The 15,089-nt window shown below is 66.6% G+C and carries 12 protein-coding genes, 1 tRNA gene, 1 pseudogene and 1 CRISPR repeat array; of the genes and pseudogenes, 10 read left to right on the top strand and 4 right to left on the bottom strand.

Annotated features, from left to right (window positions below):
- Nucleotides 1–5 precede the first annotated feature (5 nt).
- Together VYI76_RS11575 and VYI76_RS11580 are read right to left on the bottom strand one after the other, a co-directional pair.
- Nucleotides 6–1,424 carry a DEAD/DEAH box helicase gene (locus VYI76_RS11575; protein WP_326524892.1) on the bottom strand — a complete coding sequence of 473 codons (1,419 nt, stop codon included), beginning with the start codon at nt 1,422–1,424 and terminating at the stop codon, nt 6–8.
- An 88-nt stretch (nt 1,425–1,512) separates the two neighbouring features.
- Nucleotides 1,513–2,010, bottom strand: a complete 498-nt coding sequence (locus VYI76_RS11580; protein WP_326524893.1) for a hypothetical protein — start codon at nt 2,008–2,010, stop codon at nt 1,513–1,515.
- An 83-nt stretch (nt 2,011–2,093) separates the two neighbouring features.
- On the opposite strand from VYI76_RS11580, the gene VYI76_RS11585 reads away from it, so the two are divergent.
- Nucleotides 2,094–3,527: an FAD-binding oxidoreductase gene (locus tag VYI76_RS11585; RefSeq protein WP_326525105.1), complete on the top strand. Its 1,434-nt coding sequence runs from the start codon at nt 2,094–2,096 to the stop codon at nt 3,525–3,527.
- 64 nt (nt 3,528–3,591) lie between these two features.
- Entirely contained in the window at nt 3,592–4,152 is a 561-nt protein-coding gene (locus tag VYI76_RS11590; protein WP_326524894.1) for a cytochrome b, read from the top strand.
- Between the two features lie 170 nt (nt 4,153–4,322).
- Here VYI76_RS11590 and VYI76_RS11595 read toward each other — a convergent pair whose 3' ends face one another.
- Entirely contained in the window at nt 4,323–5,171 is an 849-nt protein-coding gene (locus VYI76_RS11595; RefSeq protein ID WP_326525106.1) for an N-formylglutamate amidohydrolase, read from the bottom strand.
- Nucleotides 5,172–5,278: 107 nt separating this feature from the next.
- Between VYI76_RS11595 and cpdR the strand changes: the two genes are divergently transcribed.
- From cpdR to VYI76_RS11625, 6 genes and pseudogenes are all read left to right on the top strand, one after another.
- A complete protein-coding gene (gene cpdR / locus VYI76_RS11600; protein ID WP_326524895.1) occupies nt 5,279–5,656 on the top strand; it encodes a cell cycle two-component system response regulator CpdR in 378 nt (125 codons plus the stop codon).
- 56 nt (nt 5,657–5,712) lie between these two features.
- Nucleotides 5,713–5,787 (top strand) — tRNA-Val (locus VYI76_RS11605).
- A 652-nt stretch (nt 5,788–6,439) separates the two neighbouring features.
- Nucleotides 6,440–9,607, top strand: coding sequence for a type II CRISPR RNA-guided endonuclease Cas9 (cas9, locus tag VYI76_RS11610; RefSeq protein ID WP_326524896.1), 3,168 nt, complete (start codon nt 6,440–6,442; stop codon nt 9,605–9,607).
- Nucleotides 9,608–9,651: 44 nt separating this feature from the next.
- On the top strand, nt 9,652–10,590 hold the full coding sequence (gene cas1, locus VYI76_RS11615) for a type II CRISPR-associated endonuclease Cas1 (protein WP_326524897.1): 939 nt from the start codon (nt 9,652–9,654) through the stop codon (nt 10,588–10,590).
- The gene (gene cas2 / locus VYI76_RS11620) at nt 10,587–10,928 is read left to right on the top strand and encodes a CRISPR-associated endonuclease Cas2 (RefSeq protein ID WP_326524898.1); all 342 of its coding nucleotides are present in this window, start codon (nt 10,587–10,589) and stop codon (nt 10,926–10,928) included. Before cas1 ends, cas2 begins: the two co-directional genes overlap by 4 nt.
- A gap of 72 nt (nt 10,929–11,000) precedes the next feature.
- Nucleotides 11,001–12,158: direct repeats of the CRISPR family, unit length 36 nt; unit sequence GGCCTAGCACTTCAGAAATCGCGGGCCAACAGCAAC.
- Nucleotides 12,159–12,300: 142 nt separating this feature from the next.
- A pseudogene (locus VYI76_RS11625) lies at nt 12,301–12,576 on the top strand (IS481 family transposase); the annotation flags it as partial.
- 82 nt (nt 12,577–12,658) lie between these two features.
- Here the strand turns inward: VYI76_RS11625 and VYI76_RS11630 are convergent.
- Nucleotides 12,659–12,892, bottom strand: coding sequence for a hypothetical protein (locus tag VYI76_RS11630; RefSeq protein ID WP_326524899.1), 234 nt, complete (start codon nt 12,890–12,892; stop codon nt 12,659–12,661).
- Nucleotides 12,893–13,173: 281 nt separating this feature from the next.
- On the opposite strand from VYI76_RS11630, the gene VYI76_RS11635 reads away from it, so the two are divergent.
- Both VYI76_RS11635 and recF read left to right on the top strand, forming a co-directional pair.
- Nucleotides 13,174–13,971 carry a Coq4 family protein gene (locus tag VYI76_RS11635; RefSeq protein WP_326524900.1) on the top strand — a complete coding sequence of 266 codons (798 nt, stop codon included), beginning with the start codon at nt 13,174–13,176 and terminating at the stop codon, nt 13,969–13,971.
- A 23-nt stretch (nt 13,972–13,994) separates the two neighbouring features.
- On the top strand, nt 13,995–15,053 hold the full coding sequence (gene recF, locus VYI76_RS11640; RefSeq protein WP_326524901.1) for a DNA replication/repair protein RecF: 1,059 nt from the start codon (nt 13,995–13,997) through the stop codon (nt 15,051–15,053).
- Nucleotides 15,054–15,089: the final 36 nt, after the last annotated feature.

Here is a 15,089-nt window from a genome sequence, read left to right on the forward strand (position 1 = left end):
GCGCCTCAATCGGCGGGAAACAGCTTTATGTCGAGAAACGACGGGATCGGGCCGTTCCAGCCGACATCGGGACCGTCGTCGCGGGCATCGCGAGCGTCGCGGCGCGGACGGCGATCCTCGCGCTCGCGGCGCGGCGCGCGTTCCTCGCGAACCGGACGTTCCTCACGGGCGGGTCGTTCCTCACGGGCGGGGCGCGCATCCCGTGACGCGCGTTCCTCACGTGGCTGACGATCCTCGCGGGCTGCACGTTCGCGGCGGGCGGGGCGTTCGCGCGGTTCGTCGCGGCGGGCGTCGCGCGGCGCATCGGCCGTAACCTCCTCGCGCTGGATCTTGTGGCCGGTCAGCTTCTCGATGTTGTCGATGTTCTCGGCATCGTCGGGGGCGACCAGGGTATAGGCCACGCCCTTCGCGCCCGCACGGCCGGTGCGGCCGATGCGGTGGACGTAATCGTCGGGATGCCAGGGCGCATCGAAATTATAGACGTGACTGACGCCCTTGATGTCGAGGCCACGCGCGGCGACGTCGGAGGCGACCAGGATGTTGATCTCGCCCTTCTTGAACAGGTCGAGTTCGGCCAGCCGCTGCGGCTGTTCCATATCGCCGTGGATCTCGCCTGACTTGAAGCCATGACCTTTCAACGACTTGTTGAGTTCGCGCACCGTCGTCTTGCGGTTGCAGAAGATGATCGCGGTCTTCACCTCGTCGCGCGTCAGCAGCGTGCGCAGCACGTCACGCTTGCGATCGGCGCGGGCGACGGGGACGACCCACTGGGTGATGTTGACGTTGGTCGATGCCGGGCGTGCCACCTCGATCGTCTTCGGGTTCGACAGGAAACGGTCGGCCAGCTTCTTGATCGGCGGCGGCATCGTTGCGGAAAACAGCAACGTCTGGCGACTGGCCGGCAGCTTGGTGCAGATTTCCTCGATATCGGGGATGAACCCCATGTCGAGCATCCGGTCCGCCTCGTCGATCACCAGCAAGTTGCAGCCCGTGAGCAGGATCTTGCCGCGCTGGAACAGGTCCATCAGCCGCCCCGGCGTCGCGATCAGCACGTCGACGCCCTTTTCCAGCGCCTTCACCTGATCGCCCATCTGCACGCCGCCGATGAGCAGCGCCATGCTGAGCTTGTGGTTCTTGCCGTATTTCTCGAAATTCTCGGCAACCTGGGCGGCGAGTTCGCGCGTCGGCTCCAGGATCAGGCTGCGCGGCATCCGCGCGCGGCTGCGGCCCTGGGCCAGGATATCGATCATCGGCAACACGAAACTGGCGGTCTTGCCAGTGCCGGTCTGGGCGATGCCGATCAGGTCGCGCATCATCAGGACGGACGGGATCGCCGCCGCCTGGATCGCGGTCGGTTCTGAATAGCCAGACGCCTCAACCGTGCGCAGCAATTCGTCAGACAGGCCGAGGTCGGCAAAGCTCATGCAGGTGTCCGGGCTAAGGGAAAGGCGCCGGGACAACGCCCTTCGCGGGTATCTGCGCGCTTGCGGATTTACCCGCAAAAGTCAAGCTTCAGCGTTCGGGAACCAGTGTGCGGAACGACTTGATCCGGCATTCGCCGCCCGATCGCGCGCGGATCGAATCGCGGCCGGCGCAGACCCGGCCGTCCGCCGGCATCTTCACGTAGAAGCCCGAGTAGAAATCCAGCGCCTTGCATTCGGAGCCGAAGCGCGCGCGCAGCCGCTTGCCGCCATTGAGCAGCAGATCGACGCTCTCCGCCTCCGTCACGGTCGCCGCGGCTAGCGACTCCACCGGCAGGCATTTGTCGGCCTTCTTCTCCACCCAGCGCATCGACGGCAGCGGAGCGAGGGCCATCGCCGTGGGCGAACGGCCGGCGGGCAGCCGCGGCACCCGGATCACCAGGCTCTGGCGCACCGTGAACGTCTGGGTAATACCGGGGTCGATGTCGCGCGGCGCCCTTTTCGTCGGCGCGCGCTGCTGCGCATCGACAGCGACGACGGGCGCGCTGGCGCAGATCAGGGCGAGAATGGGAAGGCGAAGGTCGGCCATTGGCTCCGGCGCGATGGATGGTCCCGATTGAACCGCCGATGAATTGGCGGGCGCGACACGGAGATGCTAGCGCAGCCGCCATGATGACGCCAGCGCAAGCCAGCCTGGTCGATCGCCTGACGTCCCGGTTCGGGCCGAAGACGGCGACGACCGACCTCGATGCCATCGCGCCGTGGACCAGCGACTGGCGCGGGCGATACCACGGGGCCGCATCCGCGCTGCTTTCGCCGGCAACGACCGAGGAGGTCGCCGCGATCGTCGGTCTGGCCGGCGAGTTCGGCGTGCCGCTGGTGCCGCAAGGGGGCAACACGTCGATGGTCGGCGGCGCGACGCCGCCCGCCGACGGATCGGCCCTGATCCTGTCGCTGCGCCGGATGAACCGCATCCGCCGCATGGTGCCCGACGAGGGACTGGCGGTGGCGGAGGCCGGGGTGATCCTGGCCGACCTCCACGACGCCGCGATCGCGGCGCGCGCGCGCTTCCCGCTGACGCTGGGCGCGCGCGGATCGGCGACGATCGGCGGGCTGGTGTCGACCAACGCCGGAGGCACGCAGGTGCTGCGCTGGGGTACGATGCGCGGGCTGGTCGCGGGACTGGAGGCGGTGATGCCCGATGGATCGGTCCACGACGGGCTGGCCCCGCTCAGGAAGGACAATCGCGGCTACGACCTGACGCAACTGCTGATCGGGGCGGAAGGGACGCTAGGCGTCGTCACCGCCGCCACGCTCAAGCTGGCGCCGGCGATCGCGGCGCGCGGGGTGGCTTGGGCGGCGGTCCCGTCGCCGCACGCGGCGCTGGCGCTGCTGCGCCGGCTGGAGGCGGCGACGGACATGGTCGAGAGCTTCGAGATCATCCCCGGCGACACGCTGGCACTGGTGCTGCGGCACATCGCGGGGACGCGCAGCCCGGTCACGGGGACGCACCACTGGCACGTGCTGGTCGAGGCGGTCAGCGCGACCGACGCTGGCGAAACGCCCGCCGCGATGCTCGAGCGCCTGCTCGGCGCGGCACTGGAGGACGGGGTGATCGACGACGCCGTGGTCGCCGCGAGCGAGGCGCAGGCCGACGCCTTCTGGCGAATCCGCGATTCGCTGTCGGAGGCCGAACGGACCGTCGGCCCGGCGATGCAGCACGACGTGTCGGTGCCGGTCGCCGGCATGCCCGATTTCATGATCGACGCCGCCCGCGCGGTCGAGGCGCGCTTTCCCGGCACCCACGCCACCGCCTTCGGCCACCTGGGCGACGGCAACGTCCACTTCCACGTCCACGCCCCGCCGGGCGTGGATGCGGCGGAATGGTATGCCGGGCACGCAACGGGCATCAGCGCCCATGTCCACGACCTGGTGGTCGCCGCCGGCGGATCGATCTCGGCCGAACATGGCATCGGGCAGATGAAACGCGGCGAGTTGCAGCGCCTGTCATCGCCCGCCCGGCTGGGCACGCTGGCGGCGATCAAGCACGGGCTCGACCCCGCCGGGCTGTTCAATCCCGGCAAGTTGATCCCGCCCGCGCGCTGAACGCTGGCGCGCGCTCGAGAGACCGGATAGTCGCACCCGCGTATCAACGCGAGGAATCCCCTACATGCGCAGCGCCGTCGTCCGCACCGACCGATATTCGACCGGTGCGATCGTCTTCCACTGGCTGATCGCGGTGGCGATCATCGTCAACCTGTGGCTGGGGATCGCGCACGACAGCCTGCCACGCGACTGGAAGGCCATGCCGGTACACAAGGCGCTGGGTATCACCGTCCTGGTGCTCAGCCTGGCACGGCTTGCATGGCGGCTGCGCCATCAGCCGCCGCCGCTGGTCGGCGACATGCCCGCGTGGGAGCGCGGCGCCGCGACGGCATCGCATTGGGCGCTCTATGCGCTGACCATCGCGGTGCCGCTGACCGGCTGGCTGATGGTATCGGGGGGGGCGGTGCGGCGCCCGCTCGACTGGTTCGGGCTGTTCCCCCTGCCCTATCTGCCGGTCGGCCGCGCGGCGGGCTCGTTCGGGCACGAGGCGCATGAAGTGCTGGGCTTCGCGCTACTCGGGCTCGCGGTGCTGCACGTCGTCGCGGCGCTTCGCCACCACCTGATTCTCCGGAACCCCACGCTCGTTCGTATGCTTCCGATCCTGCGTGGGTCAAACATCGATTAAGCCACCGGAATAAGGGCGAAAATCATCCCCTTGAAGCCTGCGCGCACCGTGCCTATATTCGTTTGGCACGGCTTCGTGTCCCCCCTTTCGCGGGGTCGTGCGGCACATCTTCGGATGTGCCTCCTCCCTGAACCTTGGCCTCCTCGGGGCGTGCTCCGAGGGGGCTTTTTTTATTCGGCGGCGATCGACGCGGGCAAGGCCTCGTCAGCTATCGCCGATATGATCGTCCGCAACAGCGCGGCGGTGCGGTCGAAACCCGGCCCCGGCATGTCAAGCGCGGCGTCGAGGTAGAGCGAACGGTCGATCTCCAGCTGGATCGCGTGCAGCCCCTTGCCCGGCGCCGCGTGGCGTTCGAGGATATGCCCCCCCGCATAGGGCGAATTGCGTCCGACGGTCAGCCCAAAGGCGCGCGCGCACCCTTCGATTCGCCCGACGAACCTCGTCGAGGCCGTTCGCCCGAACCGGTCGCCGATCACCAGCCGCGCCACATCCGCGCCGACGAGCGGTGGCATCGAATGGATGTCGAGCAGGACGGCGACGCCGAACCGCGCGCGCGCCGCCGCCAGCGCCTGCGCCAGCGCGGCGTGATAAGGGCGATGATCCACCGCGATCCGCGCCGCCACCTCCGCATCCCTCCAGCGGCGTCCCCACAGATCAACTCCGGCCGCCGCGCGCCGGGGCACCAGCCCGAGCCCGCCGCGGACCCGCGGCGACAGGATCGGCGTCACGCTGGCCGCCGCGCCCTCGTCGATGCGCGGATCGCGCTCGCGTTCGGCACGATTGAGGTCGATCCACGCACGCGGGTGCCGCGCGACCAGCATCGTCTCGCCGCCAAGCGCGGCGCGCGCCAGCGTGTCGACGTGCCGGTCCTCCAGCGGCAGCAGCGCCGATCGCGGCACCCGGAGCGCCGCGAGCAACTCCGGTGGATAGTCGCGCCCGGCGTGCGGCACCGACAGCACGACCGGACTGGCGGGATCGGCCGGGCCGAGGCTATCGAAGCTGGGCTGCACGCCGGCGATGCTATCCGCCCCGCCCCCGCCCCGCAACGCCGCGCGACGACTGGAAAATCTTAAGCCCTGATGGAATAAGGGATGGCGACGGGCGCGGAATGCGGCATGGGGGCCGGATGATCAGGATCTTGCTGGCGGAAGACGACACGGTGATGCGCGAGTATCTGACGCGCGCGCTGGAGAAGTCTGGCTATGCCGTCACCGCGGTCGATCGCGGCACGGCGGCGCTGCCGCTGCTGGAAAGCGAGCGGTTCGACCTGCTGCTGACCGACATCGTGATGCCCGAGATGGACGGCATCGAACTCGCCCAGCGCTGCGCCGACATCGCGCCAGAGACGCGGGTTATGTTCATCACCGGCTTCGCCGCCGTCACGCTGAAGGCCGGCAAGACGATGCCGCAGGCCCGCATCCTGTCCAAGCCGTTCCACCTGCGCGACCTGGTGCTGGAGGTCGACCGCATGTTCGAGGTGGGCAGCGCGACGGGCCTCAACTAACCGGCTTGCACAGGGGATGCCGGGCAGCTAAAGGCCCGCTTCCCGCAAGGGACCGTGGGCGTGTAGCTCAGTGGTAGAGCACTGTGTTGACATCGCAGGGGTCGCAAGTTCAATCCTTGCCACGCCCACCATTAAAAGCCTCGGAAATCTGCGGATTTTCGGGGCTTTTTTGTGCCTTGGGCAGATCCGGAAAGCCGCCTTTTCGCTCCATGACACAACGCCGACCCACCGGATGGGCGCTGGCGACAATTGCAAAGAGAAAACCCCGGCTGGTTCGCGCAGATTCGGAGGAAAGAATGCTGCACCGCCGCGTTCCTTGCCCGCCAGTTGGCTTGCGATTCCGCCATATCGGCGGCGGTTGCACATGTCGGCCTGTTGACTCGGCACCGATCGGCGCGCAAGTTGCGGCCTTCAGAAATCGCGGCCGGCTGTTAACAAGCAGTTTGACTGCACCAAATAAGGGCGAGGCTACGGCCTCGCCTTTTTTGTTTGGGAGGGGCGGGCGTAAGACGCATCCCCTCCCTAGCAGCTCAGAAATCGCAAGCCGGCCGCAACACTCTTCCATTGAGGTGGGCGGAGTAGATGTGCAGCCGGTATGTGGAAGGAACTGCGGATGCAATGCCTGATCTCCGGAATGTAAAATTGCGGAAGAGTGGGGATTGATTTGCCCTTTGAGCTGTATATGCTGAACTGGCCGAACGAGACGAATATCGTCTGCGAGGCTGGTTGCGGGGCGACGGGGAGCGGAGCAATTCGCTCCCCAATTCCAGGGGGAGCGGGACGATGCGCAGGCTGGGATTGGATATCGGCACCAATTCGATCGGCTGGTGCCTGATCGAGGACGACCAACGCATCGTCGATATCGGCGCCCGCATCTTCGCAGACGGTCGCGATCCCAAGTCCGGCGCATCGCTGGCGGTCGATCGGCGCGCGGCACGAAGCGCGCGGCGGCGGCGGGATCGTTATATCGGGCGGCGCTCGGCGTTCCTCGACGCGCTGGTCGCGCACGGTCTGATGCCCGCGGATATCGACGAGGCGAAGCTGGTCGCCGCGCTCGATCCCTATGAGCTGCGGTCGCGTGCGCTCGACGAGAAGCTCGCCCCGCACGAGATCGGTCGCGCGCTGTTCCACCTCAACCAGCGCCGCGGCTTCAAGTCGAACCGCAAGGTCGAACGCAAGGCGACCGACAATGAGGACGGCAAGATCGCGCAGGCCGCCTATGCGCTCGACCGCGCGATGCTGGAGGAGAGCGCGGAGACGCTCGGCCGCTTCCTGTACGGTCGCGAGGCCAAGCGGGTGCGGATGGGCGCCGACAACCAGGAGTATGATTTCTACCCCCAGCGCCGCCATGTCGAATATGAGTTCGATCGGATCTGGCAGGAACAGGCGCGTCATCACCCCGCGCTGCTGACGGAGGCGGCGAAGGAGGCGCTCTGGCGCATCCTGTTCTTCCAGCGCCCGCTGAAGGAGCAGCCGATCGGGCTTTGCACCTTCGTCCATGACGAGCGGCGGCTGGCGAAGGCGCATCCGCTGTTTCAGCAGCGCCGGTTGTATGAGGAGGTCAACCAGCTGGAGGTGACCACGCCGGGCGAGGCGAACCGCAAGCTGACGCTCGACGAACGCGACCGGCTGGTCCGTGAACTGTCGCACAAGCGCGCGATCGCCTTCACCTCGCTGGCGAACAAGCTCAAGCTCGACCCCGGCCAGAGCTTCAACAAGGCGAGCGAGACGCGCACCCAGCTGGCCGGCGACGAAGTGCGCGCGGTGCTGGGTGACAAGAAGCGCTTCGGCGCCGCGTGGGAGCATTTCGATCGGGATCGCCAGTGGGAAATCGTCACCCGCCTGATCGACGAGGAGGACCCGGACGCGCTCCACGCCTGGCTGACGCAGGACCTGGGGCTCGACGAGGAGCATGCGGTGGCGGTGGCCCGCGCACCGCTGCCAGAAGGCCATGGCCGGCTGGGGCCGACCGCGACCGCCCGTATCCTGGAACAGCTCAAGGCCGAGGTCGTCACCTATGACGAAGCGGTCAGAAGATGCGGCTGGCACCATTCGGATCACCGCACCGGTGAATTCCTGTCGGAGCTGCCCTATTACGGCGAACTGCTGACGCGCGACATTCCGCCCGGCACCCAGGACCCCGCCGACCCGGAGGAGAAGCGCTGGGGACGGATCACCAATCCCACCGTCCACATCGGGCTGCGCCAGCTAGAAAAGCTGGTGAACGCGATCATCGCCGTCCACGGCCGCCCCGACGAGATCGTCGTCGAACTGGCGCGCGAACTGAAGCTCAACGAAAAGGACAAGGAGGAGCATAACCGCCGCATCCGGCGCGACACCGCGGCGGCGGTGAAGCGCGGCGAGAAGCTGCAGGCGGAAGGCGTGCCGGATACCGGCGCCAACCGCATGCTGCTGCGTCTGTGGGAGGATCTGAACCCCGCCAATCCGCTCGACCGGCGCTGCCCCTATTGCGGTGATCCGATCGGCATGCGGATGCTGTTCGATCGTGAGGGCGGGGCGGACATCGATCACATCATCCCCTACTCCCGCTCGCTGGACGACAGCGCAGGCAACAAGGTGATCGCGCACCGCGCGTGCAACCGCGCGAAGGGCAACCGCACCCCGCACGAGAAATGGGGCGGCGATCCCGATCGCTGGGACGTCATCTCCGCCCAGGCGGCGCGGCTGCACAAGTCGAAGCAATGGCGGTTCGGCCCCGATGCGATCGCGTGGGTCGAGAAGGACGGCGGCTTCCTCGCGCGCCAATTGACCGATACGCAATATCTGTCGCGGCTGGCGGGCAAGTATCTCGGCAGCCTCTATGCCGACAAGGACGAGGGCAGCGTGTACGTCATCCCCGGCCGCATGACGGCGATGCTGCGGCGGCTGTGGGGGCTGAACGACATCCTGCAAGATCACAACATCGTCGACAACAAGCACAGCAACGCGCCCAAGAACCGGCTCGACCACCGCCACCACGCGATCGACGCTGCCGTGGTCGCGGTGACCACGCGCAGCCTGATGCAGCGGATCGCCCGTACGGCGGGCCGAGCCGAAGACAAGCACCTCGACCGGCTGTTCGAAGGGCTCGACCACCCATGGGAGGGTTTCCGCGACCAGTTGCGCGATCGGCTGTTCAGCGTGACGGTCAGCCACAAGCCCGATCACGGCCGCAAGGGTCGTCCCGCGCCGGACCGCGATACGACCTCCGGCAAATTGCACGACGACACCGCCTATGGGCTGACTGGCGAAATGGGACCAGATGGCAAGACACCGGTAGTGGTGAAGCGTATCATGCTGACCAGCCTTGCCCCCAAGGATGTCGTCGATCCCGAGAGAATACGTGATGGCGCCTTGCGGCGCGCGCTTCAGGATTGGACCGCGGGACTGGCCGGAAAGGATTTTGAATCGGCGATCGCCCGGTTCACGGATCAGCATCCCGTTTTTGCAGGTATAAAGCGGGTCCGCGTGCTGGGCGAAAGAGCGGGAACAGTCACGCTGGACGTTATCCCCATTCGTGATGCCGCAGGTCGGGCGTACAAGGCCTACAAAGGCAACACCAATGCCCGGTTCCAAGTCTGGCGGATGCCGGACGGATCGTGGAAACACACCACGATCTCTACATTTCTGGCACATCAGGCAGGCAATCGCGATCTTCGCCCGCATCCGGCTGCCAAGAAGATACTGGATCTTCGGCAGAACGATACCGTGGCGATCGAGCGGGTTCCCGGAGCCATCGAGATCATGCGCGTGGTCAAGTTTTCGGCGAGCGGGCAGGTGACGCTGGCCGCGCCGCAGGAGGGCGGCAATCTGAAGGCGCGTGACACGATGTCGAACGACCTGGATCCGTTCAAATACATCGCGCCAACCTCCGGCGGTTTGAAGAAAATCAAGGCCCGTCAAGTCCGGATCGATCCATTGGGGCGCATTTTCGATCCCGGCCCCCGCTGACTTGCCAACCGCCCCCCGTTAGCCTCGGGCAAGGGGGAAGGCGGATGGAACGGATCGTCGATATCGCCACCGAAGGGTTGCACCTGTCGTCGCACCGCGGCTTTCTGGTAGTGGCGAAGGAGCGCGACGAAGTCGGCCGCATCGCGCTCGACGACGTCCACGCGGTCATCCTCCACGCGCACGGCTGCACCTGGACCGGCAGCCTCGCCGCCGCACTCGCCGAACGCGGCAGTCCGATCGTGTTCTGCAACGCGCACCACAGCCCGGTCGCGGTCACCCTGCCGATCGCCGGCTTCCATGCCCAGGGTGCCCGGATGCGCGCGCAATGGGATGCCGGCCGGCCGCTCGCCAAACAGCTGTGGCAACGGATCATCCGCGCCAAAATCACGATGCAGGGCGCGCTGCTCGCCTTCCAAGGCGCGGCCGAGGCATCGGCCTTCGACCTTATCGCGCGCCGCGTGCGATCGGGCGATCCCGACAATCTGGAAGCACAGGCCGCGCGTCGTTACTGGCCCGCGCTGATGGGCCCGGACTTCCGCCGCGATCGTGAGGCCGGTGGGGCGAACGCGCTGCTCAACTACGGCTATGCCGTGATGCGCGCCACGATCGCACGGGCGGTGATCGCAGCCGGGCTGCATCCGACGATCGGCATCTTCCACGCCAATCGCGGCAATGCCTTCGCGCTCGCCGACGACCTGGTCGAGCCGTTCCGTCCACTGGTCGATGCGCTGGTGGTCGCGCTGATCGGCCAGGGAGTCGAGGTGCTCGATCCCGCCGTCAAGCGCCGCTTCGCGCGGCTCATCGCCTTCGACGTGCGAATCGGCGACGAGATGTCGCCGGTATCCGTCGCCGCCCAGCGGCTGGCCCAGTCGCTCGGCCGCAGCTTTGAAAGAAACGCATCCGATCTGGCGCTGTTCGTTCCGCCGACCCATGCGGGATGGACCATGCTCACCCGACCACTCGACCCGTTCGAGGACGCGTGAGCGATGGAGCGCATCTCAGCGGCTATCGGCTGATGTGGATATTCGTCATGTTCGACCTGCCCGTCGGAACCAGGCAGCAATCGCGCGAAGCCACGAAATTTCGTGAGTTCCTGCTCGACCAGGGATTCGAAATGAGCCAGTTTTCGGTCTATGCTCGCTTTTGCAACGGGCGCGACAGCTACGATTCGCACCTGAAACGAATCGAGCGTAATCTGCCCGAAAAGGGCGACATCCACGTCCTGACGTTCACGGACAAGCAATATGAAAATATCGTCCGCTTCTCGAGCCAGCGCCGCAAGCGACCGCGCAAAAACCCTGATCAACTCGCGCTGTTCTGAGTCGTCAGCCGTTTTTAACCAGACCGGATGTGGCACTTTTTCGTTGTCCGACAACGATTTGACGCCGCATCCGGCCTAGCACTTCAGAAATCGCGGGCCAACAGCAACGAATATCAGAAGGGTTTGGTTGCATCCGTCGGCCTAGCACTTCAGAAATCGCGGGCCAACAGCAACTGACGGCATCGACCAGTTCGGGATTGTCGCGGCCTAGCACTTCAGAAATCGCGGGCCAACAGCAACAGGCCGCGATCATGCGCGTCAAGGCGGGCTGGCCTAGCACTTCAGAAATCGCGGGCCAACAGCAACGGCGATGCGGCGCGAAACGACGGCGGGGTCGGCCTAGCACTTCAGAAATCGCGGGCCAACAGCAACAGGGCGAGCCGAGTCGCGGTCAGGATCAACGGCCTAGCACTTCAGAAATCGCGGGCCAACAGCAACAGCGCCGCCGCCCACGTCGGATCAATCGGGGGCCTAGCACTTCAGAAATCGCGGGCCAACAGCAACGCGTCGACCAGCCGGTCCACCGCCGCCGTCGGCCTAGCACTTCAGAAATCGCGGGCCAACAGCAACGATCGGCGCTTTAACCTGCGCCCGCACAAGGGCCTAGCACTTCAGAAATCGCGGGCCAACAGCAACGCGGACAACCATTATTGGTGGTTCTCATTCGGCCTAGCACTTCAGAAATCGCGGGCCAACAGCAACCGGCCGGTTGTGTCGATTGGACGACGATGTGGCCTAGCACTTCAGAAATCGCGGGCCAACAGCAACGCCACAGACGCGGAAGTGGCTAACTCGATGGGCCTAGCACTTCAGAAATCGCGGGCCAACAGCAACACGAATGAGATCGCGGCGATTATGGACCTTGGCCTAGCACTTCAGAAATCGCGGGCCAACAGCAACACCCTGCTCCACGTAGCCGCGGGGCCTCGCGGCCTAGCACTTCAGAAATCGCGGGCCAACAGCAACAATGATCGCACCGACGATCAACTGGGTCGAGGCCTAGCACTTCAGAAATCGCGGGCCAACAGCAACTGATTGTCGATACGAATCCGATCCCCGAAGGGCCTAGCACTTCAGAAATCGCGGGCCAACAGCAACGCCCTATAGACCCGCATGTGTTGCCGGATAGGCCTAGCACTTCAGAAATCGCGGGCCAACAGCAACGGCGCCGCCGCCGCGTCGGCCGCCGATTTCGGCCTAGCACTTCAGAAATCGCGGGCCAACAGCAACCATCGATACCGAACAGCGACGGCTATGCGCGGCCTAGCACTTCAGAAATCGTGGCGCTCGGGGGCGGCGCGATCCCGCCACCTAGCTGTTTGATTCCATGGTTTGATGGTGCGATCCATTCGTTGGAATGGAAGGAAACCATATGGGGCAAGTACGTCACGGGAGCACCACGACCACGCACGCCGTCCGAGCGGCAATACAGCGATCGCAAGCTTCGCTCGCGACGCTGAGCCGGGAGCTCGGGATCAACCCCAAGACAGTGGCGAAGTGGCGTAAACGGGCAACGGTTGGGGATTTGAAGACCGGGCCGAAGGCCCCTCATTCAACCACCTTGTCCGAAGCCGAGGAGGCGATGGTTGTGGCATTCCGGCGGCACACCCTGCTGCCGCTGGATGACTGCCTCTATGCCTTGCACCCTATGAATACATCGCCAAAATCTGGACCTCAGAGCCAGACCGCTTCATCGCCAATCCGATCCACCAAATGCCAGGACTGAACAACTAGCCCCGTGACGCTGAACTCGTCGCCGGCCGCGGCGTCTCGCGCTCGCTGTCCGGTACAGGAGCGGTTGGCTCGGGCCTGAACGCTTCCGGCTCGCGGGCGTTGCCGCGGGATGTGCGCCGCATCAGCGCCCGCGCCAGATAGGCGCTGCCCGCTATCGCCGCCGCGCCCAGCGTCAGTAGGCCGAGCGTGTGTGCGCTGGGGATCGGCAGGTCGGCGGGCTGGCGGGCCATGGTCAATTCCTTCGTCGGGACCGGGCGATAACGGCGGCAGGACAGGCAACGTTCCCGCAGCCTGGGAACGATCGACATTCAGGCCGTTTCGGCTGCGCAAATGGCGGTTTCGCGTATTTTCCGGTGCTCACGTATCGGAAACTACGCTGCGCTCCGGGTCACGCAAAGCCACTATTTTCGGCTGCGTCTGACCTGAATGTCGATCGGTCCTGGCACAACCCCCCTTGATTCCGGGCATTGGATCAACGATACTGACATCGCTGTAAATAAGGATTCGCGTCATGGCCAGCCAGGCGATCGACATCGGCGTCGATCAGGAAGACCGCGTGACGGGCGCGTCGTTCAATCCCGGCGCGCCGCTGAAGCGCGACTGGGGCACTGCATGGCGCGCGCTGCGCAAGCTGATGGCGAACGGCGACGACACGGTGCAGGTCTTTCGCATCATGCGCGCGCTCAACGCCGATGCCAGCCAGAAGGGCTTTCGCAAGCTGATCGCGACGCGCGAGGGTGGGCGGCTGGCCTATCAGCGTGTCGAACTGGCCGAGCGCTTCAGCGACCGCACGTGGCTCGACGGGCTGCCCGAGGGCACGGTCGGCGCGGCGTATCGCGCCTTCCTCGACCGCACCGGCTTCTCGGCCGCGGGACTGGCCGACATCAGCATGAACGATTCCGATCCCGACGCGGTCGTCCACGACCATCCCTATAGCTGGTTCGGGCGGCGCGAGCGCGACATGCACGACATCTGGCACACACTGACCGGCTATACCGCCGAGGAACATCTGGGCGAGCTGTGCCTCGTCGCCTTTTCCTATGCGCAGACAGGCGGGCTGGGCTGGGCGGCGATCGGGGCGATGGGCGCGATGAAGAGCCTGTCGGTGACGAAGGATACCGCGGTGCTGAAGGCGGTGCTGGAGGGCTATCGCCACGGCAAGCGGGCCAAGTGGCTGTCGGGCGAGGATTATGAGGCGTTGCTGGCCGAGCCGCTCGACGCCGCGCGCCGCCGGTTGAACATCGCCGAGCCGGTGCTGTATCGCAAGGCGCAGGCCGTGCTGGCCGCGAAGGGCGTGCAGGCGATCTGAGGATCGCGTAAGGGCGTGCCGACATGCTCGCCCGCCTGGTCCTCACCGATGTCCGCAACCATGCCGCCGCGACGATCGACGCGGGGCCGGGCTTCGTCGTGCTCGCCGGCGACAATGGCGCGGGCAAGACCAACGTGCTGGAGGCCGTGTCTCTGCTCGCGCCGGGCCGTGGCCTGCGCCGGGCTGCATTGTCCGACGTCGCGCGGCAGGGTGGAGCGGGCGGCTTCGGCATCGCCGCGACGCTGGCCGACGGCGACACGGTCGGCACGGGCACGGTAGCGAGCGCGCCCGAACGGCGGATCGTGCGGATCAACGGTGCCACCGCGCCCGCCACCGCGCTCGCCGAGCGGCTGAGCATCCTATGGCTGACCCCGGCGATGGACCGGCTGTTCGTCGAACCGGCGTCGGAGCGGCGACGCTTCCTCGACCGGTTGACGCTGGCGCTCCACCCCGGCCATGCGCGCCAGACTGCGCGCTACGAGGCCGCGATGCGCGCGCGCAACCGCCTGCTGTCTGAAGACGGGGTGCCCGATGCCGAATGGCTGGCCGCGCTGGAGACGGCGATGGCGGAGCATGGCGAAGCGATCGTCGCCGCGCGCCGCGCGACCCTCGGCGCGCTGGGCGAACGGCTGGCCGAGGCGCCCGGCGGCTTCGCGCGCGCCGGTTTGGCGATCGAGGGGGGAGAGGAGGGGGATCTCGCCCGCCTGCTGGCGCAGGCGCGCGGGCGCGACGCCGCGGCCGGCAGGACGCTCGCCGGGCCGCATCGCAGCGACCTGATCGTCACCCACGTCGACAAGCGGCAGGCGGCCGCGCAATCCTCCACCGGCGAACAGAAGGCCCTGTTGTTCGGCATCGTGCTCGCCCATGCCGCGCTGGTCGCCGATCGCACCGGGCGGCCGCCGGTGCTGTTGCTCGACGAGGTCGCCGCGCACCTTGACCCCACGCGCCGCGCCGCGCTGTTCGCCGCGCTCGCCGGGGTGGGTCAGGTGTGGCTGACCGGGACCGAGCCGGGGCTGTTCGCCGACCTGCCCGAACCGGCGACGCGGCTGATCGTCGCGGACGCCAAAATCCGTCAAGGCTAACCGGCGTTTAACCTTCAGGCGCTACTCGAAACGGCG

The sequence above is a fragment of the Sphingomonas sp. genome (assembly GCF_035910975.1).
GTDB lineage: Bacteria > Pseudomonadota > Alphaproteobacteria > Sphingomonadales > Sphingomonadaceae > Sphingomonas.

Bases quoted from the DNA above. Each gene is read 5' to 3' on its own strand.
- recF (WP_326524901.1), top strand. From the start codon at position 13,995: ATGCTCGCCCGCCTGGTCCTCACCGATGTCCGCAACCATGCCGCCGCG.
- VYI76_RS11590 (WP_326524894.1), top strand. From the start codon at position 3,592: ATGCGCAGCGCCGTCGTCCGCACCGACCGATATTCGACCGGTGCGATC.
- VYI76_RS11635 (WP_326524900.1), top strand. From the start codon at position 13,174: ATGGCCAGCCAGGCGATCGACATCGGCGTCGATCAGGAAGACCGCGTG.
- VYI76_RS11580 (WP_326524893.1), bottom strand. From the start codon at position 2,010: ATGGCCGACCTTCGCCTTCCCATTCTCGCCCTGATCTGCGCCAGCGCG.
- VYI76_RS11585 (WP_326525105.1), top strand. From the start codon at position 2,094: ATGACGCCAGCGCAAGCCAGCCTGGTCGATCGCCTGACGTCCCGGTTC.
- cas9 (WP_326524896.1), top strand. From the start codon at position 6,440: ATGCGCAGGCTGGGATTGGATATCGGCACCAATTCGATCGGCTGGTGC.
- VYI76_RS11575 (WP_326524892.1), bottom strand. From the start codon at position 1,424: ATGAGCTTTGCCGACCTCGGCCTGTCTGACGAATTGCTGCGCACGGTT.
- cas1 (WP_326524897.1), top strand. From the start codon at position 9,652: ATGGAACGGATCGTCGATATCGCCACCGAAGGGTTGCACCTGTCGTCG.
- cpdR (WP_326524895.1), top strand. From the start codon at position 5,279: ATGATCAGGATCTTGCTGGCGGAAGACGACACGGTGATGCGCGAGTAT.
- VYI76_RS11630 (WP_326524899.1), bottom strand. From the start codon at position 12,892: ATGGCCCGCCAGCCCGCCGACCTGCCGATCCCCAGCGCACACACGCTC.